The 21,046-nt window shown below is 70.1% G+C and carries 22 protein-coding genes, 3 tRNA genes and 1 pseudogene; 7 read left to right on the top strand and 19 right to left on the bottom strand.

The window, feature by feature from the left end:
• Positions 1-36: 36 nt before the first annotated feature.
• Positions 37-1,077: an adenosine deaminase gene (locus ACZ7M3_RS09305; protein WP_351302474.1), complete on the top strand. Its 1,041-nt coding sequence runs from the start codon at positions 37-39 to the stop codon at positions 1,075-1,077.
• Here the strand turns inward: ACZ7M3_RS09305 and ACZ7M3_RS09310 are convergent.
• Together ACZ7M3_RS09310 and ACZ7M3_RS09315 are read right to left on the bottom strand one after the other, a co-directional pair.
• Complete coding sequence (locus ACZ7M3_RS09310) at positions 1,022-1,741, bottom strand: hypothetical protein (RefSeq protein ID WP_472061925.1); 720 nt, start codon at positions 1,739-1,741, stop codon at positions 1,022-1,024. The two genes, ACZ7M3_RS09305 and ACZ7M3_RS09310, sit on opposite strands and share 56 nt — an antisense overlap.
• A gap of 51 nt (positions 1,742-1,792) precedes the next feature.
• Positions 1,793-2,404, bottom strand: coding sequence for a TetR/AcrR family transcriptional regulator (locus ACZ7M3_RS09315; protein WP_472061927.1), 612 nt, complete (start codon positions 2,402-2,404; stop codon positions 1,793-1,795).
• Positions 2,405-2,528: 124 nt separating this feature from the next.
• Between ACZ7M3_RS09315 and ACZ7M3_RS09320 the strand changes: the two genes are divergently transcribed.
• Positions 2,529-3,161, top strand: a complete 633-nt coding sequence (locus ACZ7M3_RS09320) for an NAD(P)-dependent oxidoreductase (protein ID WP_472061929.1) — start codon at positions 2,529-2,531, stop codon at positions 3,159-3,161.
• A 28-nt stretch (positions 3,162-3,189) separates the two neighbouring features.
• Here the strand turns inward: ACZ7M3_RS09320 and ACZ7M3_RS09325 are convergent, their stop codons facing one another.
• The 8 genes from ACZ7M3_RS09325 to ACZ7M3_RS09360 form a co-directional block, all read right to left on the bottom strand.
• A complete protein-coding gene (locus tag ACZ7M3_RS09325) occupies positions 3,190-4,245 on the bottom strand; it encodes a UDP-N-acetylmuramate dehydrogenase (protein ID WP_472061931.1) in 1,056 nt (351 codons plus the stop codon).
• Between the two features lie 147 nt (positions 4,246-4,392).
• Entirely contained in the window at positions 4,393-5,856 is a 1,464-nt protein-coding gene (locus tag ACZ7M3_RS09330) for a DHA2 family efflux MFS transporter permease subunit (protein ID WP_472061933.1), read from the bottom strand.
• A gap of 111 nt (positions 5,857-5,967) precedes the next feature.
• Positions 5,968-6,537: a TetR/AcrR family transcriptional regulator gene (locus ACZ7M3_RS09335; RefSeq protein ID WP_388531688.1), complete on the bottom strand. Its 570-nt coding sequence runs from the start codon at positions 6,535-6,537 to the stop codon at positions 5,968-5,970.
• Positions 6,538-7,101: 564 nt separating this feature from the next.
• Entirely contained in the window at positions 7,102-7,530 is a 429-nt protein-coding gene (locus ACZ7M3_RS09340; protein WP_351302455.1) for a MaoC family dehydratase, read from the bottom strand.
• A gap of 2 nt (positions 7,531-7,532) precedes the next feature.
• Positions 7,533-7,985, bottom strand: coding sequence for a MaoC family dehydratase N-terminal domain-containing protein (locus ACZ7M3_RS09345; RefSeq protein WP_060899260.1), 453 nt, complete (start codon positions 7,983-7,985; stop codon positions 7,533-7,535).
• Positions 7,986-8,150: 165 nt separating this feature from the next.
• Positions 8,151-8,315, bottom strand: coding sequence for a 50S ribosomal protein L33 (rpmG, locus tag ACZ7M3_RS09350; RefSeq protein WP_004571794.1), 165 nt, complete (start codon positions 8,313-8,315; stop codon positions 8,151-8,153).
• An 87-nt stretch (positions 8,316-8,402) separates the two neighbouring features.
• Positions 8,403-8,475 (bottom strand) — tRNA-Met (locus ACZ7M3_RS09355).
• 46 nt (positions 8,476-8,521) lie between these two features.
• Positions 8,522-8,594 (bottom strand) — tRNA-Thr (locus tag ACZ7M3_RS09360).
• Positions 8,595-9,152: 558 nt separating this feature from the next.
• On the opposite strand from ACZ7M3_RS09360, the gene ACZ7M3_RS09365 reads away from it, so the two are divergent.
• Both ACZ7M3_RS09365 and ACZ7M3_RS09370 read left to right on the top strand, forming a co-directional pair.
• Positions 9,153-10,403: an amidohydrolase family protein gene (locus tag ACZ7M3_RS09365; protein ID WP_472061936.1), complete on the top strand. Its 1,251-nt coding sequence runs from the start codon at positions 9,153-9,155 to the stop codon at positions 10,401-10,403.
• A gap of 196 nt (positions 10,404-10,599) precedes the next feature.
• Positions 10,600-11,256 carry an SDR family oxidoreductase gene (locus ACZ7M3_RS09370; protein ID WP_355302973.1) on the top strand — a complete coding sequence of 219 codons (657 nt, stop codon included), beginning with the start codon at positions 10,600-10,602 and terminating at the stop codon, positions 11,254-11,256.
• Between the two features lie 61 nt (positions 11,257-11,317).
• Here the strand turns inward: ACZ7M3_RS09370 and ACZ7M3_RS09375 are convergent, their stop codons facing one another.
• Positions 11,318-11,530 (bottom strand): hypothetical protein, encoded by a 213-nt coding sequence (locus ACZ7M3_RS09375; RefSeq protein ID WP_060901523.1) that lies wholly within the window; start codon positions 11,528-11,530, stop codon positions 11,318-11,320.
• A gap of 73 nt (positions 11,531-11,603) precedes the next feature.
• On the opposite strand from ACZ7M3_RS09375, the pseudogene ACZ7M3_RS09380 reads away from it, so the two are divergent.
• Positions 11,604-11,738: pseudogene (locus ACZ7M3_RS09380) on the top strand (3-beta hydroxysteroid dehydrogenase); the annotation flags it as partial.
• A 360-nt stretch (positions 11,739-12,098) separates the two neighbouring features.
• Here the strand turns inward: ACZ7M3_RS09380 and ACZ7M3_RS09385 are convergent.
• Positions 12,099-12,180, bottom strand: a tRNA-Tyr gene (locus tag ACZ7M3_RS09385).
• 202 nt (positions 12,181-12,382) lie between these two features.
• Between ACZ7M3_RS09385 and ACZ7M3_RS09390 the strand changes: the two genes are divergently transcribed.
• The gene (locus ACZ7M3_RS09390; protein ID WP_054228329.1) at positions 12,383-12,871 is read left to right on the top strand and encodes a YajQ family cyclic di-GMP-binding protein; all 489 of its coding nucleotides are present in this window, start codon (positions 12,383-12,385) and stop codon (positions 12,869-12,871) included.
• Positions 12,872-12,999: 128 nt separating this feature from the next.
• Here ACZ7M3_RS09390 and ACZ7M3_RS09395 read toward each other — a convergent pair whose 3' ends face one another.
• Complete coding sequence (locus ACZ7M3_RS09395; RefSeq protein ID WP_054228314.1) at positions 13,000-13,266, bottom strand: GlsB/YeaQ/YmgE family stress response membrane protein; 267 nt, start codon at positions 13,264-13,266, stop codon at positions 13,000-13,002.
• Positions 13,267-13,437: 171 nt separating this feature from the next.
• Here ACZ7M3_RS09395 and ACZ7M3_RS09400 point away from each other — a divergent pair, with 171 nt between their 5' ends.
• Positions 13,438-14,682 (top strand): APC family permease, encoded by a 1,245-nt coding sequence (locus ACZ7M3_RS09400; RefSeq protein WP_472061939.1) that lies wholly within the window; start codon positions 13,438-13,440, stop codon positions 14,680-14,682.
• Positions 14,683-14,760: 78 nt separating this feature from the next.
• Here the strand turns inward: ACZ7M3_RS09400 and ACZ7M3_RS09405 are convergent, their stop codons facing one another.
• The 6 genes from ACZ7M3_RS09405 to ACZ7M3_RS09430 form a co-directional block, all read right to left on the bottom strand.
• Positions 14,761-15,327: an SMI1/KNR4 family protein gene (locus tag ACZ7M3_RS09405; RefSeq protein WP_472061941.1), complete on the bottom strand. Its 567-nt coding sequence runs from the start codon at positions 15,325-15,327 to the stop codon at positions 14,761-14,763.
• Positions 15,328-15,379: 52 nt separating this feature from the next.
• The gene (locus tag ACZ7M3_RS09410) at positions 15,380-16,525 is read right to left on the bottom strand and encodes a barstar family protein (RefSeq protein ID WP_472061943.1); all 1,146 of its coding nucleotides are present in this window, start codon (positions 16,523-16,525) and stop codon (positions 15,380-15,382) included.
• A gap of 15 nt (positions 16,526-16,540) precedes the next feature.
• A complete protein-coding gene (locus ACZ7M3_RS09415) occupies positions 16,541-16,933 on the bottom strand; it encodes a YccF domain-containing protein (RefSeq protein WP_351302430.1) in 393 nt (130 codons plus the stop codon).
• Positions 16,930-17,793 carry a zinc metalloprotease HtpX gene (gene htpX / locus ACZ7M3_RS09420; protein ID WP_351302427.1) on the bottom strand — a complete coding sequence of 288 codons (864 nt, stop codon included), beginning with the start codon at positions 17,791-17,793 and terminating at the stop codon, positions 16,930-16,932. Before htpX ends, ACZ7M3_RS09415 begins: the two co-directional genes overlap by 4 nt.
• A 168-nt stretch (positions 17,794-17,961) precedes the next feature.
• Positions 17,962-19,461, bottom strand: a complete 1,500-nt coding sequence (locus tag ACZ7M3_RS09425; protein ID WP_472061945.1) for an NADH-quinone oxidoreductase subunit N — start codon at positions 19,459-19,461, stop codon at positions 17,962-17,964.
• Entirely contained in the window at positions 19,458-21,044 is a 1,587-nt protein-coding gene (locus tag ACZ7M3_RS09430; protein WP_355302996.1) for an NADH-quinone oxidoreductase subunit M, read from the bottom strand. The genes ACZ7M3_RS09425 and ACZ7M3_RS09430 overlap by 4 nt, the downstream gene beginning before the upstream one ends.
• Positions 21,045-21,046: the final 2 nt, after the last annotated feature.

The following is a 21,046-nucleotide window of genomic DNA, read 5'->3' on the forward strand; positions in this document are numbered from 1 at the left end:
TACCGACACGGCGGGAACGTACGGCAGGATTTTGGAATGGAGCGCGTACGTGATCTGTCTGAACTGCCGAAAGCCCATCTGCACCTGCACTTCACCGGTTCGATGCGGCCCACCACCGTGCTGGAGCTGGCCGACAAGTACGGCGTCCGGCTGCCCGAAGCCCTCACCGACGCCCTGACCAGCGGCGAACCGCCCAGGCTGCGGGCGACCGACGAGCGCGGCTGGTTCCGCTTCCAGCGGCTGTACGACGCGGCCCGGTCCTGCCTCAGAGAGCCCGAGGACATCCAGCGGCTGGTGCGCGAGGCCGCCGAGGAAGACCTGAAGGACGGCTCCGGCTGGCTGGAGATCCAGGTCGACCCGACCTCGTACGCGCCCCGCCTGGGCGGGCTCATCCCGGCCCTGGAGATCATCCTGGACGCGGTGGACTCGGCCGTGCGGGAGACCGGGCTCGGGATGCGCGTCCTGGTGGCCGCGAACCGCATGAAGCACCCGCTGGACGCCCGCACCCTGGCCCGGCTCGCCGTGCGCTACGCGGACCGTGGCGTCGTCGGCTTCGGACTCTCCAACGACGAGCGGCGGGGCATGGCGCGGGACTTCGACCGGGCCTTCGCCATCGCGCGGGACGGCGGCCTGCTGTCCGCGCCGCACGGCGGCGAGCTGACCGGCCCGGCGTCGGTCCGCGACTGCCTGGACGACCTGCACGCCACCCGCATCGGGCACGGTGTGCGCGCCGCCGAGGACCCGCGGCTGCTGAAGCGGCTCGCGGACCGCGGCATCACCTGCGAGGTGTGCCCGGCGTCGAACGTCGCCCTGGGGGTCTACGAGAAGGCCGAGGACGTCCCCCTGCGCACCCTCTTCGAAGCCGGAGTCCCGATGGCCCTCGGCGCCGACGACCCCCTGCTGTTCGGCTCCCGGCTGGCCGCCCAGTACGAGCTGGCACGCCACCACCACGGCTTCACGGACGCGGAACTGGCCGAGCTCGCACGCCAGTCGGTGCGGGCCACGGCGGCCCCCAAGGACGTCAAGGAGAAGCTGCTGTCGGGCATCGACGACTGGCTGGCCGCCCCGGTCGCCTGAAGTGGGTGTACGGCGGATACGCCTGGAAGCCGATGTCCAGCTCGACGTGACGGCCTCGGGACGGCGGCAGGTGCCGGGTGAGGGAGGCGACGAGCACGTCCTGCCCCTTGACGGCCCGCTTCCCACGCGGCCCGAACCCGGCCGCCGCCTCCAGGTGCGTGGCGGCCGAGGCGAAGGTGTCGCGGGCACCGAGGAGGAAGAGCGTCCCCGCGTGTACGGCCGGATGGATCCGGTCCCGCGCGTCGAGGCGGTCCCAGCCCTGCTCCCAGCGCGCCTCCCAGCCGGCCGCGTGGGCCGCGGTGCGCTCCTCGTCCGTGCGCACGGTGAGCGGGGTGCCCGCACGCAGCCGACGGCGCAGTTCGGGCCAGGCGGAGGCCCGCAGGCCCGGCGACCGGTGGGCGAGGACGAGGTCGACCGGCACCCCGGGCGCAAAGGCCCTGGTGATGCTCCGCCGCAACGGGACGTACACGATCGTGTGCCGGGAGAACGCCGCGAACGAGAAGAGCGCGGCGAGGCGGGCGAGTCCGTCGTGGTCGCCCACGAGGTAGCCCCAGCCTTCGAAGGGGTCGCTGAGCGTGGTGTGCCGCAGCAGCGGACGCGGCTGGACGACCCGGTAGGCGCGGGGGCCGACGCGGGGCGTGAACTCCGTGACGCTCAGCCGCACAGGGAGCGTCGCACGGCCGTGGGGGCTTGTCTCATCGGGCCAGGTTGACCGTCACGAGGGCTCGTCCGCAACGGAGATTCCGCCCAGCAGCGTGCGGGCGATCGACAGGGCGAACTCGTCCACGGGCGGCGGCTTGCCCTCCTGCGTGGAGTCGTAGGCGAAGGCGCGCTGGGCGCAGGCGCCCAGCAGGAGTGAGGCGGCCGCGTAGGTGTCGACCCCGGCGCGGACCCGGCCCGCGTCCTGTTCGGCGCGGAGATAGGCGTCGAGACCTCGGATGGGCATGTGGGGGCCGGACCCCATGGAGCGCAGCGACTCCTCGTGCCGACGTTTGAGCTGCGTTTCCGCGTACAAGGAGGCGGCGATCGGAAAACTCTGCTCGTAGAAGAGGGCCGCCTGGCGGGCGATCCCGGTGAGGTTCTCCAGAAGGGTGCCCTGGCCCGGCTCGGCCGCGAGGTCGGCCAGCAGCGGGGTCAGCTGGGGCAAGCGCTCTTTGAGTACGTTGACGAACAGTTCCTCCTTGCTCGGGAAGTACTTGTAGAGCGCCGCCTCCGAGCAGCCCGCGGCCTTGGCGATCTCCTTGGTCGTGGCGCGGGCGAGGCCGATGGTGAGCATGAGCTCGTGCGCCGCCTCGAGGATGCGGATCCGGGCCGGTTTCTGCTGCATGGGCCCCAAGGATTCCATGTTCACCCCTGTTCGGCCTTGACGGGTGGGTGAGTGCTTACCCACTCTAGGAGCAAGCAGAGGTGAGTGAATACTCACCCACCCGATCATCCAGGGGGATCACGTCATGAAACTCACCGTCTTCGGGGCAACCGGCGGCATCGGCCAGGAGATCGTCCGGCAGGCGCTGGACTCCGGCCACCAGGTCACGGCCGTCGTACGGGACCCGGCGCGGCTGACCGTCACGGGTGCGGGCCTGGAGGTGTTCCGCGCGGACCTCACGGACCCGCAGGCGCTGCGCCCCGCGGTCGCGGGCCGGGACGCCGTCCTCTCCGGGCTCGGCGCCCGCACCCGCAACGACGCCGGGATCGCGACCCGGCTGACCCGTACGGTGCTGGGCGCCATGGAGGCCGAGGGGGTGCGCCGGCTGCTGGTGGTGAGCGCGGGGCCGGTCGGTCCCGACCCCGAGGGCGCGGCGTTCGCCGACCGCGCCGCGCGGGGCCTGGTCTCGCTGATCCTGAAGGACGTCTACGCCGACCTGGCGGCCATGGAGGGCGAACTGGCCCGGAGCGCGACCGACTGGACGGTCGTACGCCCGCCGCGCCTTCAGAACAAGCCGGTGACCGGCTCGTACCGGACGGTCGTCGGAGGCTTCCCGCTCAAGGGTCGGTTCATCGGGCGCGCCGACGTGGCGCACGCGATGCTGGCGATGATCAACGATCCCGGGACGGTGAAGCAGGGCGTCGGAGTCGCGTATTAGGAGGCGCGTACCAGAACCGGAGCCCTGCCTAGAGCTCCACGCCCACCGTCACCGGCTCGTTGACGAGGGTGATCCCGAAGGCATCGCGGACGCCCGCGACGACCTCGCGGGCCAGCGCGAGGAGGTCCTCGGTGGTGGCCCGGCCCCGGTTGGTGAGGGCCAGCGTGTGCTTGGTGGAGATCCGGGCGGGTCCGGAGCCGTAGCCCTTGGTGAAGCCGGACTTGTCGATCAGCCAGGCCGCGGAGGTCTTGGTGTGGCCCTCGCCCGCCGGGTACGCGGGCGGCACGACATCGGTGCCCAGCCGCTCGGCCACGCGCGCGTGGAACGCGGCGAACTCCTCGTCCGTGAGGATCGGGTTGGTGAAGAACGACCCGGCCGACCAGGTGTCGTGGTCCTCGGGGTCGAGCACCATGCCCTTGCCGGAGCGCAGCTTCAGGACGGTCTCGCGGGCGGTGGCGAGCGGCACCCTGTCGCCGGGCTCGACCCCGAGGGAGCGTGCCGTCTCGGCGTACTTGACCGGCGCCGACAGCCCGTCCGCGTCCTCCAGCTCGAACCTGACGCGCAGCACGACGTACCGCTCGGGGTCGGCCTTGAAGCGGCTGTGGCGGTACGAGAAGGCGCAGTCGGCGTTGGCCAGGGTGACCGTCTCGCGCGCCCCACGGTCGTACGCGATCACTTCGGTGATGGTGGACGACACTTCCTGGCCGTACGCGCCCACGTTCTGGATCGGGGTCGCGCCGGCGGAGCCGGGGATCCCGGCGAGGCACTCGACGCCGGCGAGCCCGGCCTCGACGGTCCGGGCGACCGCGTCGGTCCACACCTCGCCCGCCGCCAGCTCCAGCCTCGTACCGTCGAGGGCGAAGCCGGTGGTCGCGATGCGCAGGGCGGTCCCGGCGAAGCCCTTGTCGCCGATGACCAGGTTCGATCCGCCGCCGATGACCAGCAGCGGCGTACCGGTGTCGTCGGCCTCTCGGACGGCGGCGATCACCTCGGCGTCGGTCGTGGCGGTGAGCAGCCGGGTCGCGGGACCCCCCAGCCGGAAGGTGGTCAGCGGGGCGAGCGGGGCGTCATGGAGTTCCTGCACGGGCTCAAGAGTACGAGAAGGGCCCCGCCGGTCGAGGCGGGGCCGCTTCTGGGTACGTACGGGATGGACCAATCAAGGGTTTGGATCCTGGACCCTCTACCGGCGAGCGGTTGCCCTCCCACTCACCGCGAAGCGGTTTCCCTTGCCTCAGCGTGAGGCGGTTTCCAGAACCGGCGCCTGGGCCAGATCCTGCCCCTGGGGCGACTCGGAGGCGACGACCCGGGTCCGAGCCGCACGCCGCGCCGTCGGAATGAACAGCGCCGCGACGCCCGCCAGGGCGACCACCGCCGCGCCCACCACGAGCGCGGGCCGCAGACCGTCCACGAAGGTCTGCGCGGTCCCGTAGCCGCCCTGCGCGGAGAAGATCGAGGACATCACCGCGATGCCGAGCGCGCCGCCCACCTCACGCAGCGCGTTGTTGGCGCCGGAGGCGATGCCCTGCTCCTGCGGACGGACGCTGGACATGACCAGGTTGGAGGCCGGGGCAAAGTACAGGGACATTCCGATGCCGCTGACGATCAGGGCGGGCAACTGGGCGGCATACGAGGCGTGGGCGGCGACCACGGAGGCGTAGTACGCGAGCCCGGCGGCCTGCAGGAAGAGTCCGGTGGCGACCACGGGACGCCCGCCGACGCGGTCGGAGAGGTACCCGGCGATCGGCGCGACGAGCATCGGCATCCCGGTCCAGGGCAGCATCCGCAGGCCGGCCTGGGTGGGCGAGTAGCCGAGGACGCCCTGCATGTACTGGCTGAGCAGGAAGATCGAGCCGAACATCCCGAGGAACATCAGCAGGCTCGCGGCGTTGATCCCGGCGAAGGCACGGGAGCGGAAGAGCCGCATCGGCAGCATCGGGTTCTTGGCGCGGATGCCGTGGAGGATGAAGCCGGCGAGCAGCGCGGCACCGGCGAGCAGACCGGTCAGGACGATCGGGCTGGTCCAGCCCTCGGCGGGCCCGCGGACCAGGCCGTACACGATCCCGAACAGACCGCCGCTGACCAGCAGGGTGCCGGTGATGTCGAGCGGGGCGCCGGTGCCGTGGGACTCGGCCAGCCGCAGTCGGGCGAGGGGCAGCAGGGCGAGGCCCAGCGGAACGTTCAGCCAAAAGATCCAGTGCCAGGAGACGTGTTCGGTGAGACTGCCGCCGATGAGGGGCCCGGAGGCGACCGCGAGTCCGTTCACGGCGCCCCAGATCCCGTACGCCATGCCTCGCTTGGCGGCCGGCACCGCGGCCGTCAGCAGGGTGAGCGTGAGCGGCATCATGATCGCCGCGCCGACGCCCTGGACCGCGCGGGCGGCGATCAGCGAGTCGAGGCCGGGCGCCATGGCGGCGGCCGCCGAGGCACCGGTGAAGACGGAGAGACCGACGAGGAAGAGCCGACGACGGCCGAACCGGTCGCCGAGCGCCGCGCCGAACATCAGCAGGACTGCGAAGGTGAGCGTGTAGGCGCTCACGGTCCATTCCAGGTCGTCCAGCGCTCCGCCGAGATCCCTACGGATGGAGGGCAGTGCGGTGGTGACGACGAGATTGTCGAGAGCCGCCATGAATCCGGCGACGCTGGTGATGATGAGGGCCCAGGTTGCTCCCCCGCGACGTGCGGTCTGCTGTGACATCGCTCCCCCTAAGGGCGATCGTTCCCTATAATTAGTTATCACTGACTAACTTTCGCGGGCAAAAAAGGGCGCCGACATCCGCCTCCCCCGCCCGTTTCCCGCTTTCCCTACCTACTGCTCCACTCGACCCTTCGGCCGCGCCGACGGATAGACCGTTTCCCAGACCTTGTGCTCGGGCGGAAAGCCCATGGTCACCAGGCAGTTGATGAGCATTCCGTACGCCATGAAGCCGGTCGTCTCGTTCGGGTCGGCACCGAGCGGCAGATGGGCCGTCTCCCACAGTCGCATCCAGTCGGCCCGTACGACCTCACCGAGCTCGCGGTCACCGGCCTGCTCGGCGGCAGCGGTCGCGACGTACATCTGCATCTGCATCAGCAGTTGCTCCGGGTGCTCCGCGATGCTCTTCATGTACGCGTCCGCCATGGAATGCAGGGCGTCTTCGCCCTCCAGTCCCTTGGCGGCCTCCTCGAAGGTGCGGTTGGTGTCCTCCATGCAGCGTTGCGCCGCCGCAAGGAAGATCGCCCGCTTGTCGGGGAAGAGCCGGAAGAGATACGGCTGCGAGACACCCACACGCTTGGCGATCGACTCGGTGGAGGTCCCGTAGTAACCACCCCGGGCGAACTCCGCGATCGCCGCGCGGATGACGCTCTCGCGCCTCTCGTCTGCGCTCATCCTGACCATGCGACTAAGTTAGTGCCCAATCACTAACTAAGTCAAGCGGTAGACGAGAGCGGCTTCGAGTGACCCCGCGGCCACCGACCACCCGCAGCCGCCATGCGACGTGAGGGGCCGTGGCGGTGCGTCGCAAGCCCGTCGCTCACGTTCGGATCGAGCGGCGGCTCCCTTGCCCGGCCCACGTCTGATCCGGCGGCGACGGGCTCGACGTACCGCCACGGCCCCGACCCACCCCTCGGCGGACAGCCGGACCGCAGACGACAGACCACGGACAGACAGCCGGACCCCGGACAACAGAACACGGGACCCCGCAGACAGCCGGACCCCGGACAACAGACCACGGGACCCCGGAGACAACCGGACCCCGGACAACAGACCACGGGACCCGGAGACAACCGGACCACGACCAACAGACCACGGGAACCCGCAGACAACCGGACCGCGGACGGACGAACCAGGTACAGCCAGGTACGGCCTGGCGCGACCAAACACAACCAGACGCACGTAAGGGGCGCCAACCATGGCCGACGCCCCTTACCCGCTCCTACCCATCGCTTCTCGTGCCGGCCATCAGGCCAGCCGAACGACCGCTCGCGACATGCCCAGGACCTTCTGCCCCGCGCTCATCGCGGTGAGGTCGACGCGGACGGTGTTGTCGTCCAGCTTGGCCGCGACCTTGCCGCTGACCTCGATGGTCGCCCCCTTGTCGTCGTTGGGGACGACGACGGGCTTGGTGAAACGGACGCCGTACTCCACGACCGCACCCGGGTCACCGACCCAGTCGGTGACGACACGGATCGCCTCGGCCATGGTGAACATGCCGTGCGCGATGACGTCGGGGAGACCGACCTCGACCGCGAACTTCTCGTTCCAGTGGATGGGGTTGAAGTCGCCGGAGGCGCCCGCGTACTGCACGAGTGTGGCGCGTGTCACGGGGAAGGTCCGGGCCGGCAGCTCGGCACCGACCTCGACGTCGTCATACGCGATCTTCGCCGTCATGGTCAGCCCTCCTCCGCCGCTCGTGCCACGAGTTTGGTGACGGCCGTCACCACGTGCTCGCCCGCCTCGTCGTGGACCTCACCACGGATGTCCACGATGTCGTTGCCCGCCATGGACTTGATCGCCTCGATGGTCGAGGTGACCGTGAGCCGGTCGCCCGCGCGCACCGGACGGGTGTAGGCGAACTTCTGGTCACCATGCACCACGCGGCTGTAGTCGAGACCCAGTTGGGGGTCCTGGACGACCTGCCCCGCGGCCTTGAAGGTGATCGCGAACACAAAGGTCGGCGGGGCGATCACATCGGAGTACCCGAGCGCCTTGGCGGCCTCGGGGTCCGTGTACGCCGGGTTGGTGTCCCCCACGGCCTCCGCGAACTCGCGGATCTTCTCCCGACCGACCTCATAGGGATCGGTGGGCGGGTAGGACCGCCCCACGAAGGACTGGTCGAGCGCCATGGGCTCGGTACCTCCTGGTTTTCAGCCGGTGCAGCGATTCTCGGACCGATGCCCGTACGAGGACTGTCGGCGACTGCTCGACGACCACTCGCACGTCGGCACTCGGCCGGTGAACGACGCGAGGCCGCCCCCGTTACTGGGGACGGCCTCGTGTACGAGCCTGATTTATCGCGTTTCGCGGTGCGCGGTGTGCGCGTTGCAACGCGGGCAGTGCTTCTTCATCTCCAGTCGGTCCGGGTCGTTACGCCGGTTCTTCTTGGTGATGTAGTTCCGCTCCTTGCACTCCACGCAGGCCAGCGTGATCTTCGGGCGGACGTCGGTGGCAGCCACAGGAGTGCTCCTTGACGAACGGATGGGACATTAATGCATAGAAGAGTAGCCGATCGAAGGACCGACCCCACAATCGGCTACTGTCTGTAGCGGTGACCGGACTTGAACCGGTGACACAGCGATTATGAGCCGCTTGCTCTACCGACTGAGCTACACCGCTGTGATGCGATTGGCCCCCGTCTTGCGACGGGAGCCCCTCACACCAGAGCCCCAATACGGAATCGAACCGTAGACCTTCTCCTTACCATGGAGACGCTCTACCGACTGAGCTATTGGGGCGAGCGATGAAGACATTACACGCTCGCCCGCCGATCGCCCAAATCCGTTTCGCGGCACCCGCCCCGGCCTGTTACCAGCCGTTCCCCGCCGCTCCTTCGGCCCCTCACGAACGGTGCGTCACGGCCGCGACTCCGGCCGCTCCCGCCCCACGGATCACGGGCACACAGCCCGGTCGACAGCCCCGGTCCCAGCCTCTCCGCCCGGCCGACCAGCGGCTCCGTCCCGCCGACCAGCGACTCCGCCCGGCTGCCCCGACTCGCGTGTCCGGCTCTCGTTTCCCGCTTTCTGTCCGTGCACGGACCACACCGGTACGACTATTGCGCTCCTCCCGGACGAGGAGGGCTCGCCACCCTAGGCTCGACTCACGCTGCGTGATCATGCCCCTCACCACCCACGACCTCGCCCCACTCCTCCACCCGGCCACCTCCCACTCCTCCCCCCAGCCACCCCACACCCCCACCACCGAAGCGCCCGCCTCCTCGGTCGCCCCTCCCCACCGAAGCACCCACCTCCACAGTCGCCCCTCGCCCGCAGCCGCCCCCGAGCCCCAGGAGCGCGATGCCCGACAGTCAGCCGCAGCCACCCCACTCCTCGTCGGGACAGACCGACACCGCCACCCTGCTGCTGCGCGGAGCGCGGCTCACCGACGGCCGGACTGTGGACGTGCGGCTGGGCGGCGGGCGCATCGAGGCGGTCGGCACCGCCGGGAGCCTGGCGACACCCGCCTCCGGCTCGCGCGCCGCGAAGGTGGACCTCAACGGCTACCTGCTCCTGCCGGCCCCCGCCGAGCCCCACGCACACGGCGACATGGCCCTGACGGCCGACGGCGACGGTCCCCTCTCGTACGACACCCAGGAGGTCCAGCGCCGGGCCACCGAGGCCGCGTTGCTGCAACTCGGGCACGGGGCGACGGCGTTGCGCTCGCACGTGCGCGTCGGCGACGTACAGGGTCTCGACGCGCTGGTGGCGGTGCTCCAGGCGCGGCGGGCACTGCGCGGGCTGGCCGAGCTGACGACGGTGGCGATGCCGCGGGTGCTCACCGGGGTCGCCGGTGCCGACGGGCTCGCGATACTGCGGGACGCGGTGAAGATGGGCGCTTCGGTGGTGGGCGGCTGCCCGGACGCCGACCCGGATCCGACGGGGTACGTGGAGGCGGTCCTGGAACTCGCCTCGGAACACGGCTGCCCGGTCGACCTGCACACGGACGCCTCCGACCCCGCCCGGCTCGCCCGGCTCGCGGCGATGTCGGGCGGCCTGCGGTCCGGCGTGACGCTCGGCCCGTGCGGCGGCCTCGGCCGGCTGCCGTCCGAGGTGGCCTCCCGGGCGGCCGATCAACTCGCCGCGGCGGGCGTGACCGTGGTGTGCCTGCCGCAGGGCGGCTGCGGGGGCGTGGACCGGCGCGGAACGGCTCCGGTACGGATGCTGCGGGCGGCCGGGGTACGGATCGCCGCGGGCAGCGGCGCCCTCCGGGACGTATCGAACCCGGTGGGCCGCGGTGACCCCCTGGAGGCCGCGTACCTACTGGCCTCACGGCACGGTCTGCGCCCCGAGGACGCGTACGACGCCGTGAGCTCCGACGCGCGGGCCGCCCTCGGGCTGCCCGAGGTGCGCGTGGAAGCGGGTTTCCCGGCCGAGTTGCTCGCGGTACGCGGGAACCGGCTGGCAGGGGCGCTGTCGCTCGCGTACAGCCGGATCGTGGTGCACCGGGGGCGCGTGGTGGCACGGACCAGCGCGGTGCGGGAGTACTGCAACTCGGCGGCAGCGACGGGTCTGGACCTGCCCCGACAGGGACGCGGAGAGCCTTCCTGACCACAACCGCCGTCCACCACGCCACACGTTGTACGCGCACAGCCGCAACCAGCGTCCGAACGCCCCCTGTTCACCACGCGGGCCGAGGGCACGACGACCTCCGCTGCCGCGCGTCCTTGTGGACAACTCAAGAGACCCCTGAGTTGTCCCCAGGGTCGTGCGGCGAACGGGTCCATCCGGGCGTACGGTCGGAAACATGCGCATTGTCATCGCTGGAGGTCATGGTCAGATCGCGCTGCGGCTGGAGCGACTGCTCGCCGCGCGCGGTGACGAGGTCGCGGGGATCATCCGCCGCGCCGAGCAGGGCGACGATCTGCGGGCGGCCGGTGCCGAGCCGGTCCTCTGCGATCTGGAGTCGGCTTCGGTGGAGGAGGTCGCCGCCCATCTGCACGGCGCGGACGCGGCCGTCTTCGCGGCGGGCGCGGGCCCGGGCAGCGGTCCGGCCCGCAAGGAGACGGTGGACAGGGGCGCCGCCGTCCTGTTCGCCGACGCCGCGGAACGAGCGGGCGTACGACGCCATGTCGTCGTGTCGTCCATGGGCGCGGACCCGGCGCACCCGGGCGATGACGTCTTCGACCTGTATCTGCGCGCCAAGGGCGAGGCCGACGAGTACGTACGCGGTCGTACGTCCCTGGAGTGGACGATCCTGCGCCCCGGATCGCTGATCGACGACGCCGGCACCGGCCTCGTACGCCTGGAGGCCTCGACCGGCCGCGGAGCGGTCCCACGGGACGATGTCGCGGCGGTCCTGGCGGAGCTGGTGGAGACTCCTGCGACGGCCGGGCTGACCCTGGAGTTGATCAGCGGCTCTACGCCGATTTCGGTGGCGCTCAAATCGGTCGCGGGGAACTAGACACCGACCGGGCCAGGCCATTCGCCGACCCGCTCAGAACACAGGCCATCCGCCGACCCGCTCAGAACAACGGAAGCTGCCCGGGAAAGTCGGGCACGGAGTACCCGTCCAGCGTCGGCTGGGCCGCCCCCAGCTGCGCCGGCCGACGCGACCCAGGACACGAGACCAGCTCCCCGCTCCCCCGCGCACCAGGCGGATCATGCCGGGCGAACCGTCCCGCGACGACGGCGATCTCTCGACGGCACTCGGGGCAGTTCCTACGACGCGATGACATGAGTTCAGTCTGCCCGGCGGGCAGCAGCCGCACCGACAGCACCCGACCCCAACCCCGGCCGCCATCCACCGAGACCTGCCACGGCGAGAAGGACGACGCCTGGGTGGGCACCTTGGTCGCCATCGCCCGCGCCAAGGGTGTCTCCGGCTACATCGGCGACGGCGCCAATCGCTGGCCCGCAGTACACCGCCTCGATATCGCACGGCTGTCGACCGGCAAGCCGTCCCACCCCGGCCTCCTCGAAGACCTCGAAAAGGGCCACTACCCCGACACACGTCGAGTCGCACGCAAGGAATGGGCAGAGGGGCCCAGTTGGGCTGAGGCCGATGCCTCCAGCCATACGGCTGATCCGGCAGAGGCTCGGGAGAAGTCGCCCACCGAGGCTGAGTGACAGCCCACCCGCCCCTCGGGGGACGCATGGGGGCACCGGCTGATCAGGAGCGGAATCCGGGTGGGACACGGCGAGACAAGTCACCTTGTTTCGATTCCACTCACTAGATCATGTTCGATAACGCAGAAACCCCCTCTGATCTACGTTCTCGCAGATCAGAGGGGGTTTCCCTCAGCGTGGCGGCGCCAGGATTCGAACCTGGGAAGGTAGAACCGGCAGATTTACAGTCTGCTCCCTTTGGCCGCTCGGGCACACCGCCGGGGTTGCTGCCCTGAGGACCGCTTTTCGGCGGTGCTCCCTGGCAACGACGTAAACGATACCTGATGCTCGGGGGTGCTTCGCCACCCGATTGATCTGCGCTTGGAGGGGAGGGGGTGGCTAGGCTTATGCGGATGCGGCCGGGGACCTACGCCGGGCTCGACGGCCGCCCCTACGCACCCCGATACAAGGAGCCACAGGACATGGCCGACTCCAGTTTCGACATCGTCTCGAAGGTCGAGCGGCAGGAGGTCGACAACGCCCTCAACCAGGCCGCCAAGGAGATCTCGCAGCGCTACGACTTCAAGAACGTGGGCGCCTCCATCTCCTGGTCCGGCGAGAAGATCCTGATGGAGGCGAACTCCGAGGAGCGGGTCAAGGCCGTCCTCGATGTGTTCGAGACCAAGCTGGTCAAGCGCGGTATCTCGCTGAAGGCGCTGGACGCGGGCGAGCCCCAGCTCTCCGGCAAGGAGTACAAGATCTTCGCGTCCATCGAGGAGGGCATCTCCCAGGACAACGCGAAGAAGGTGGCGAAGATCATTCGCGACGAGGGCCCGAAGGGCGTGAAGGCACAGGTGCAGGGCGACGAGCTGCGCGTCAGCTCGAAGAGCCGTGACGACCTGCAGGCCGTGCAGGCACTGCTCAAGGGCAAGGACTTCGACTTCGCGCTGCAGTTCGTGAACTACCGGTAGCCATCGGCCGCCAACGGCTTCGGCCGGTGGTTCATTACGCGTACGAGGAAAGTTTCGCGTACGAGGAAGGGTGGGCCCCCGGGGGTGCCCACCCTTCTCGCCTGCTGGCTGCGGCCTAGGGGGCGCGCTCAACGGCGCGAGTCGCCGAACAGGATGCGGTAGAGAATGAGCAGGACGAGCGAGCCCCCGATCGCGGCGGCCCACGTGGCACCGTCGTAGAACTGCTTGGCGATCGGGTGGTCCAGCCAGCGCGCGGAGATCCAGCCGCCGATGAAGGCGCCCGCGATGCCGATGACGGTCGTTCCGATGAAGCCGCCCGGGTCACGGCCCGGCAGCAGGAATTTGGCGATGGCTCCGGCCAACAGTCCCAGAATGATCCAGCTGATGATGCCCATGCCCTGAACCTGCCTCTCCGCGCTGTGCCTGTGCTGTGATCCTGCTCCGGACCTGCTGTCTCATGCCTTCGAGTTCGAGCAGCCGGTGGTCGTGCTGGTGTTCGTGGCGCGTTGTCGGGAAGGACGCCTGGTCGGCGGCGGTCGGTTGCAGCGATCAGTAGGGTGCCGCCCATGGCACAGTCCGGATCCGAGTTGCGGCGCACCCTGGGCGTCGGGGACGCCGTGGTCATCGGCCTCGGGTCGATGGTGGGTGCCGGGATCTTCGCGGCGTTGGGCCCGGCCGCACGGGCGGCCGGGTCCGGTCTGCTCCTCGGGCTCGCGATCGCGGCCGTGGTCGCGTACTGCAATGCGATGTCCTCGGCACGGCTGGCCGCTCTGTATCCCGCCTCCGGTGGCACCTATGTGTACGGGCGTGAGCGTCTCGGCGCCTTCTGGGGGTATCTGGCGGGCTGGTCGTTCATCGTCGGGAAGACGGCCTCCTGTGCGGCGATGGCGCTCACCGTGGGCGCGTACGTCTGGCCGGGGCAGGCGCACGCGGTGGCGGTCGGGGCCGTGGTGGCCCTCACCGCGGTGAACTACGGCGGCATGCACAAGTCCGCCCGGCTGACCCGGTTGATCGTTTCGGTGGTCCTCGCGGTCCTCGCTTCCGTGGTGGTCGTGTGTCTCGGATCGGACGCCTCCGACGCCGGGCGGCTGGACGTCGGGGTCTCCGGTGGCGCGGGCGGGGTGCTTCAGGCGGCGGGGCTGCTGTTCTTCGCGTTCGCCGGATACGCGCGGATCGCGACGCTCGGTGAGGAGGTACGGGATCCGGCGCGCACCATTCCGCGCGCGATCCCGACGGCTCTGGGTATCGCGCTCGTGGTGTACGCGGCGGTCGCGGTGGCGGTCCTTTCAGTGCTGGGGCCGGAGGGGCTCGGGCGTGCGTCGGCGCCGCTGGCCGACGCGGTGCGGACGGCCGGTGTGCCGGGGCTCGTGCCGGTGGTACGGGTGGGTGCGGCCGTGGCCGCGCTCGGCTCGCTCCTCGCCCTGATCCTGGGCGTCTCACGGACGACGCTGGCCATGGCCCGCGACGGTCATCTGCCGGGCACCCTGGCCGACGTGCATCCGCGTTTCCAGGTGCCGCACCGGGCGGAGCTGGCCGTGGGCGCGGTGGTCGCCGCGCTGGCCGCGACGGTGGACGTGCGGGGCGCGATCGGGTTCTCCTCCTTCGGTGTACTGGCGTACTACGCCGTGGCCAACGCGTCGGCGTGGACCCTGAGCCCCGCTCCGGCGGCGCGGCTGGTGCCGGTGGTGGGACTCGTCGGGTGCGTGACCCTGGCGTTCGCGCTTCCGGCGCTTTCGGTGGTCGTGGGCGCGGCTGTGCTGGGTGTGGGGATGGCGGCGTACGGCGTGAGGCGGTGGCGGCGTACGGCGTGAGGGGGTGGGCGGCGTATGGCGTGAGGCGGTGGGCGGCCTCGCGGTAGCCATCGGCGGCCGTCGATGGCGGGCAGGTCGCTACGAGGCCTGTGCCGCCGCCGTACGTATGCGGAAGTCGGGCCAAGGGGCCAAGTCCGTGTCGTCGTTGGACTCCTCGTACCAGCCGGAGCCCTCCAGCCAGGTGTCCAGCCACGCCTGTAGGCCGGGTGCGTCCACGTACCAGGCGTGGTCGGCCTCGTCGGCGTTCGGCTCGAAGAGCAGGACCGTGCCCCGGGGACTGCGGCAGTCCACGCACGCGTACATCCCGCAGCCCCAGTGGGATATCGGCAGAACGCCCTCCGGCCAGGGCCAGTCGGGGTCCTGGCGGCCGCTCTCCCGGTGGGCGAGATACTGCGGGACGGCGGCCGGCTCGCCGGACGGGGAGCCGTCGAGCAGCGGCAACAGGCCGTACTCCGGACCAAAGCCGCCGTCCCCTATCTGTAGGTAGAGCGCGGCGAGCAGTGGCGGCAGGGTGAAGCCCAGCACGGCTTCGGCGCGGGTGACCGTCGCCGCGTCCACGGGCGCGGGGAGCGAAGGCCAGCCCCACGGGCGGGTGTTGCGGGCCTCCGTACCGACCCGTGCCAGCAACTGCTCGATTTCGGTCATGGCTTCATGATGCAGCGCGCCACTGACAATCGGGCGGCCTGTGGATAACCCATCAGGCGATGCGTACGTCGACGCCGTTATCGGTGAGGAAGGTGAGCAGTTCCTCGAATGTCGGGGGTCTGCGGTCGCGGTACGGCGTCACGCCGAGGCAGGTGCGGGCGACGTCGGCGTCGTGCCAGACGAGGGTGAAGGGCGGCTCGGCGCCGTAGCCGCCTCGCAGGCAGTCGGCGACGGCGCTCAGGTCGTGGCCGAAGTAGCCGCCGGGACCGTTCACCGCCTCGCCCAGCGCGCAGTGGAAGGCCGGCGCGTCGGTGACGTGGCGGCCGTCGAGGTGGTAGGTGGAGCCTGGCTCTGGGTCGGGCTCGTACGGATTCGCTGCTTCCCGTGCCCGGTCGAGCCAGAACTCGCGCCCCTGCGAGCTGCATCGGGCCCAGCTGTTCGGCTCGGACTGGCGTTCGCGCCACCACACGTCCCACGCCTCGCGGGCTGCTCTGGGAAGCCGCCGCGACCAGGGGTCGAGCGTGAGATCGACCAGGCCCCGGCCGTGCGCGGAGGGGATCCACGCAATGATCTCGCCTTCGAGTACGGAGCCGACCGTCCGGCCGACCCAGTTGAGGCGCAACACGCGGGCGTGTCCCAGGTCCTCGTCGCCCGCTTCGAGCGCCTCGCGCAGGGATCCGCGCGGGGAGCAGCCGAGCAGGCGCACCGGCGGGTCCACCGGTGCGATGAATTCGCCCGGGACTTGGCTGAGGTCCCTGCAGTGGCCCCACGGCTCGCCGTCCGCGCCCAGGAGTCGATGTCCCGCGGAGAGTAACGGCCGTTGGGGGTGTTCGGACTGGGTGTCCGGGACCTCCGATGCCTCGACGGTGATGTCGCGCAGCGTCGGGTCGAGCGCGCACGGGCGGTCACCGAGAACCCGTGCGTACTCCAGTGGCCATTCCTCCCCGACCGGGGTGTGTGTGGCGTCGAGGGTCCGCACCAATAGGCTGCCCAACGGAGCGGAGCCCGTGGTGCGGGCCCGCTCCACGGCCCCGGCCAGCTCGCCCCGGGGTGCGCAGCCGAGCAGGTCGTACCGGACGCGCGAGGGAGGGAGCGGATCGGCGTAGAGCTCGTCAGTGGCGTCCTTGCACAGCGCCCATATCGACTCGCCGACGCCCCTGTTGCTGTACGCCGCTACGGCGTACTTCGGATTCTGCACCCCCGCGCCGCCCCGTCAGCGCGTGGCGAACGGCTCGTCCGTGCGGACGATTTCGCGGCCCAGCGGGAGCAACGAGACCGGGATGAGCTTGAAGTTGGCGATGCCGAACGGGATGCCGATGATCGTGATGCACAGCAGGATGCCGGTGACGATGTGGGCGAGGGCGAGCCACCAGCCCGCGAGGATCAGCCACAGGACATTGCCGATGCAGGAGGGGGCGCCCGCGTCGCGGCGCTCCACCGTCGTATAGCCGAAGGGCCACAGGGCGTAGACGCCGATACGGAAGGCCGCGATGCCGAACGGGATGCCGATGATGGTGATACACAGCAGCACGCCGGCGGCCAAGTAGCCGAGGAACAGCCAGAAGCCGCTCAGGACGAGCCAAATGACGTTCAGGATTGTCTTCATTGCTGGCGACCTGCCATCTGCTCGAGCCGGGCGATGCGCTCCGCCATCGGCGGGTGCGTGGAGAACATCTTCGACATTCCCTGGCCCGGGCGGAAGGGGTTGGCGATCATCATGTGGCTCGCGGTCTCGATGCGCGGCTCGGGAGGCAGCGGCAGTTGTTTGGTGCCCGCGTCGAGCTTGCGCAGGGCACTGGCGAGGGCGAGGGGGTCGCCGGTGAGCTGGGCGCCGGACGCGTCCGCCTCGTACTCCCTGGAGCGGCTGATGGCCAGCTGGATGAGGGACGCGGCGAGCGGACCCAGGATCATGATCAGCAACATGCCGAGGATGCCGGGGCCCTCGTCGTCGTTCGAACGGCCGACCGGGATCAGCCAGGCGAAATTCACCAGGAACATGATCACGGAGGCGAGGGCGCCCGCGACCGACGAGATCAGGATGTCGCGGTTGTAGACATGGCTGAGCTCGTGGCCGATGACGCCGCGCAGCTCGCGTTCGTCCAGGATGCGCAGGATTCCGTCGGTGCAGCACACCGCCGCGTTGCGCGGGTTGCGCCCCGTCGCGAACGCGTTCGGCGCTTCGGTCGGTGAGATGTACAGGCGCGGCATGGGCTGCCGGGCCTGGGTCGAGAGCTCCCGAACGATGCGATACAGGGCCGGGGCCTCGAATTCGCTCACCGGGCGTGCGCGCATCGCGCGTAGAGCCAGTTTGTCGCTGTTCCAGTACGCGTACGCGTTCGTCCCGATCGCGATGAACAGCGCGACGACGAGGCCGGTACGCCCGAAGAAGCTGCCGATGACGATGATGAGTGCGGACAGTCCCCCGAGGAGTACGGCGGTCCTGAGCCCATTGTGCCGGCGGTGCACGGTACGCCCTCCAAGTGGTGCGGCAGGGGAACCCTTTGCTTGCTGATACCTTGCTTCCACTTTTCAGTGGAACCTCCCGCACTGGTCAACGCCAGGCGAGGAGCACTAGTTCCCTTGTGCGCGCGACAGCGCACGTGGACCGTCCGGGTGACGGTCCGGGTGACGCTCTCAGAACAGGCCGGTCGCGGAGAAGCGCAGGGCCAGCTGGGGTGCTCCGGAGAGGGCGATGCCCAGGACGGCCGTCAGGGCGATCGCGGCGGTCAGTGAGGCAGGGACGCGGTGCTTTACGGGCTCCCCCTCGGGGGCTCGGAAGAGCAGGGTCGTCCACTGGAGGTAGTAGAAGAGCGCGATCACGACGTTGACGGCCATGACCACGGCCAGCCAGCCGAGCCCCGCGTCGACGGCCGCCGCGAAGACGGTGACCTTGGCGAAGAGCCCGATGATGCCCGGCGGCAGTCCCGCGAGGCAGAGCAGGAAGAAGCCGAGGATCAGCGCGGACAGGGGGCTCCTCGCGTACAGGCCCCGGTAGTCGCTGATGCGGTTCAGGGGGCTCGTACGGGCGACGAGGGCGGCCACGGCGAAGGCGCCGAGGTTCACCACCGCGTACATCAGGGCGTACGCGACGGTGGAGCCGATGGCCCTGTCGGCGTCCTTGGAGTAGGCGGCGGACGCGATCGGGACCAGGAGGTAGCCGGCCTGGCCGACGGAGGACCAGGCGAGCAGGCGGACCGCGCTGTACGCGCGTGTGGCCTGCTGGCGCAGGGCGCCGACGTTGCCGACGGTCATGGTGAGGGCGGCCAGCGCGGCGAGCGCCGGGCCCCAGACGTCCCCGTACGAAGGGAGGGCGACGACGGTGACGAGGATCAGGCCGGAGAAGCCGACCGCCTTGCCGACGACCGACAAGTAGGCGGCGACCGGCAAAGGCGCCCCTACGTAGGTGTCGGGCACCCAGAAGTGGAAGGGCACGGCGGCCGTCTTGAAGGCGAAGCCGACCAGGGTGAGGACGACGCCCGCCTGGGCGAGGGTGTGGAACTGTCCGTCGACGTGCTGGATCTTGTCCGCGATCTGGGTCAGGTAGAGGCTGCCGGTCGTCGCGTAGACGAAGCTGACGCCCATGAGGCTGACGGCGGTCGCGGTGACGGAGGACAGGAAGAACTTCAGGGCCGCCTCGGAGGACTTCTTGTCGCCGCGTTTGATGCCGACGAGTGCGAAGGCGGGCAGTGAGGCGACTTCGAGAGCGACGATGAGTGTCGCGAGGTCGCGGGAGGCGGGCAGCAGGGCGGCGCCCGCGGCCGAAGAGAGCAACAGGAACCAGAACTCCCCTTCGGGGAGGTCTTTGTTGGCGTCCTTCAGGGCCGTGACCGACAGCAGTGCTGCCAGGAGCGCGCCGCCGAGGACCAGGAACTGGATGACGAGGGTGAAGCGGTCCGCCGTGTAGCTACAGGCGTGCGCGTCGCCCGTCAGGCAGAAGGTGGCGCGGTCGCCGTCCCGGAGGGGCAGCAACAGGAGTGCGGACGCGGCGAGCCCCGCCACCGACACCCAGCCGAGTACCGCCTTCTTCTCCTCTCCGATGAAGAGGTCGGCGACGAGCACGACGAGTCCGACGACCGCGGCGAGGGTGGGCGGCGCGATCGCGAGCCAGTCGACGGACTGGACCAGGGAGCTCATCGGGTGCCTCCTGCGAGGAGCTGCTGTACGGCCGGGTCGGTCAGGCCGAGGAGGGCCTTGGGCCACAGACCGGCGACGACGGTGAGGGCGACGAGCGGCGTCCAGGCCGCGAACTCGTAGCTCTGGACGTCGGCGAGCTTCGGCGCCTCCTGCCGCGGGGTCTCGCCCATGCACACACGGCGTACGACGACCAGCATGTACGCGGCCGTGAGCAGCGTGCCGAAGGCGGCGATCGCCATGAACGTCAGATACGCGGGACGGCTGAGGTCGGCGGCGGGTTTGAACGCGCCGAACAGAGCCAGCATCTCGCCCCAGAATCCGGCGAGGCCCGGAAGCCCGAGGGAGGCGACGGCGGCGAAGGCGAGGAGTCCGCCGAGACGCGGGGCCTTGCCGTAGAGCGCGGCGCCGGTCCCCTCGGCGAGGGTGTCGAGGTCGGTGGTGCCGGTGCGGTCCTTCAGCGCCCCGACGAGGAAGAAGAGGAGTCCGGTGATGAGACCGTGGGCGATGTTGGCGAACAGTGCGCCGTTCACCCCGGTCGGGGTCATCGTCGCGATGCCGAGCAGGACGAATCCCATGTGGCCGACGGACGAGTACGCGATGAGCCGCTTGAGATCGCCCTTCGCGCCCTGTTTCGCGAGGGCCAGGCAGGCCAGGGATCCGTAGATGATCCCGACCACGGCGAAGGCGGCGAGGTAGGGGGCGAAGGTGTGCATCCCGTCCGGCGCGATCGGCAGCAGAATCCGGACGAAACCGTACGTACCCATCTTCAGCAGTACGCCGGCCAGTAGGACCGAGCCGACGGTCGGCGCGGCGGTGTGGGCGTCCGGCAGCCAGCTGTGCAGCGGCCACATCGGCGTCTTGACCGCGAGCCCGATTCCGATCGCCAAAACGGCGATGACCTGCACGGATGTGGTCAGCGACCGGCCGTTGTCAGTGGCGAGTGCCACCATGTCGAATGTGCCCGCCTTGATTCCGATCAGGAGCAGGCCCAGCAGCATGACGACCGAACCGAGCAGTGTGAAGAGGATGAACTTCCAGGCCGCGGCCTGGCGCTGCGCACCGCCCCACCGGGCGATGAGGAAGTACATCGGGATGAGCACCATCTCGAACGCGAGGAAGAACAGCAGCAGATCGAGGACGGCGAAGGTCGCGAGGGTGCCGGACTCGAGGACGAGCAGCAGCGCGACGAAGGCCTTCGGGGTCGGCCCCGCGGGCATCTTGAAGTAGCTGTAGAGCGCGCAGAGGAAGGTCAGCAGCGCGGTCAGGACCAGAAGGGGGAGGGAAATGCCGTCGATGCCGAGGTGGATCCGCACGTCGAGTGCGGGGATCCAACTGATGTCCGTCGTGGCCTGCATCTGCTGTGCCTTGGCCGGGGTGTCGTGGTCGAAGCCGAGCGCGAGGACGATCGCGGCGATGAGCACCACGCCGGTGACGATCACGCCGTGCCGCAGCACGGCCTGGTCCGGTGACTTCCCCTTCAGTCCGGGCGGCGCGGGCAGGAGAGCGGCGGCGGCGCCGATGAGCGGCCCGACGACGATCAATGCGAGAAGAATCTGCATCACGGATTCACTGATATCGATCACGC

The organism is Streptomyces sp. NPDC111656 (assembly GCF_055656965.1).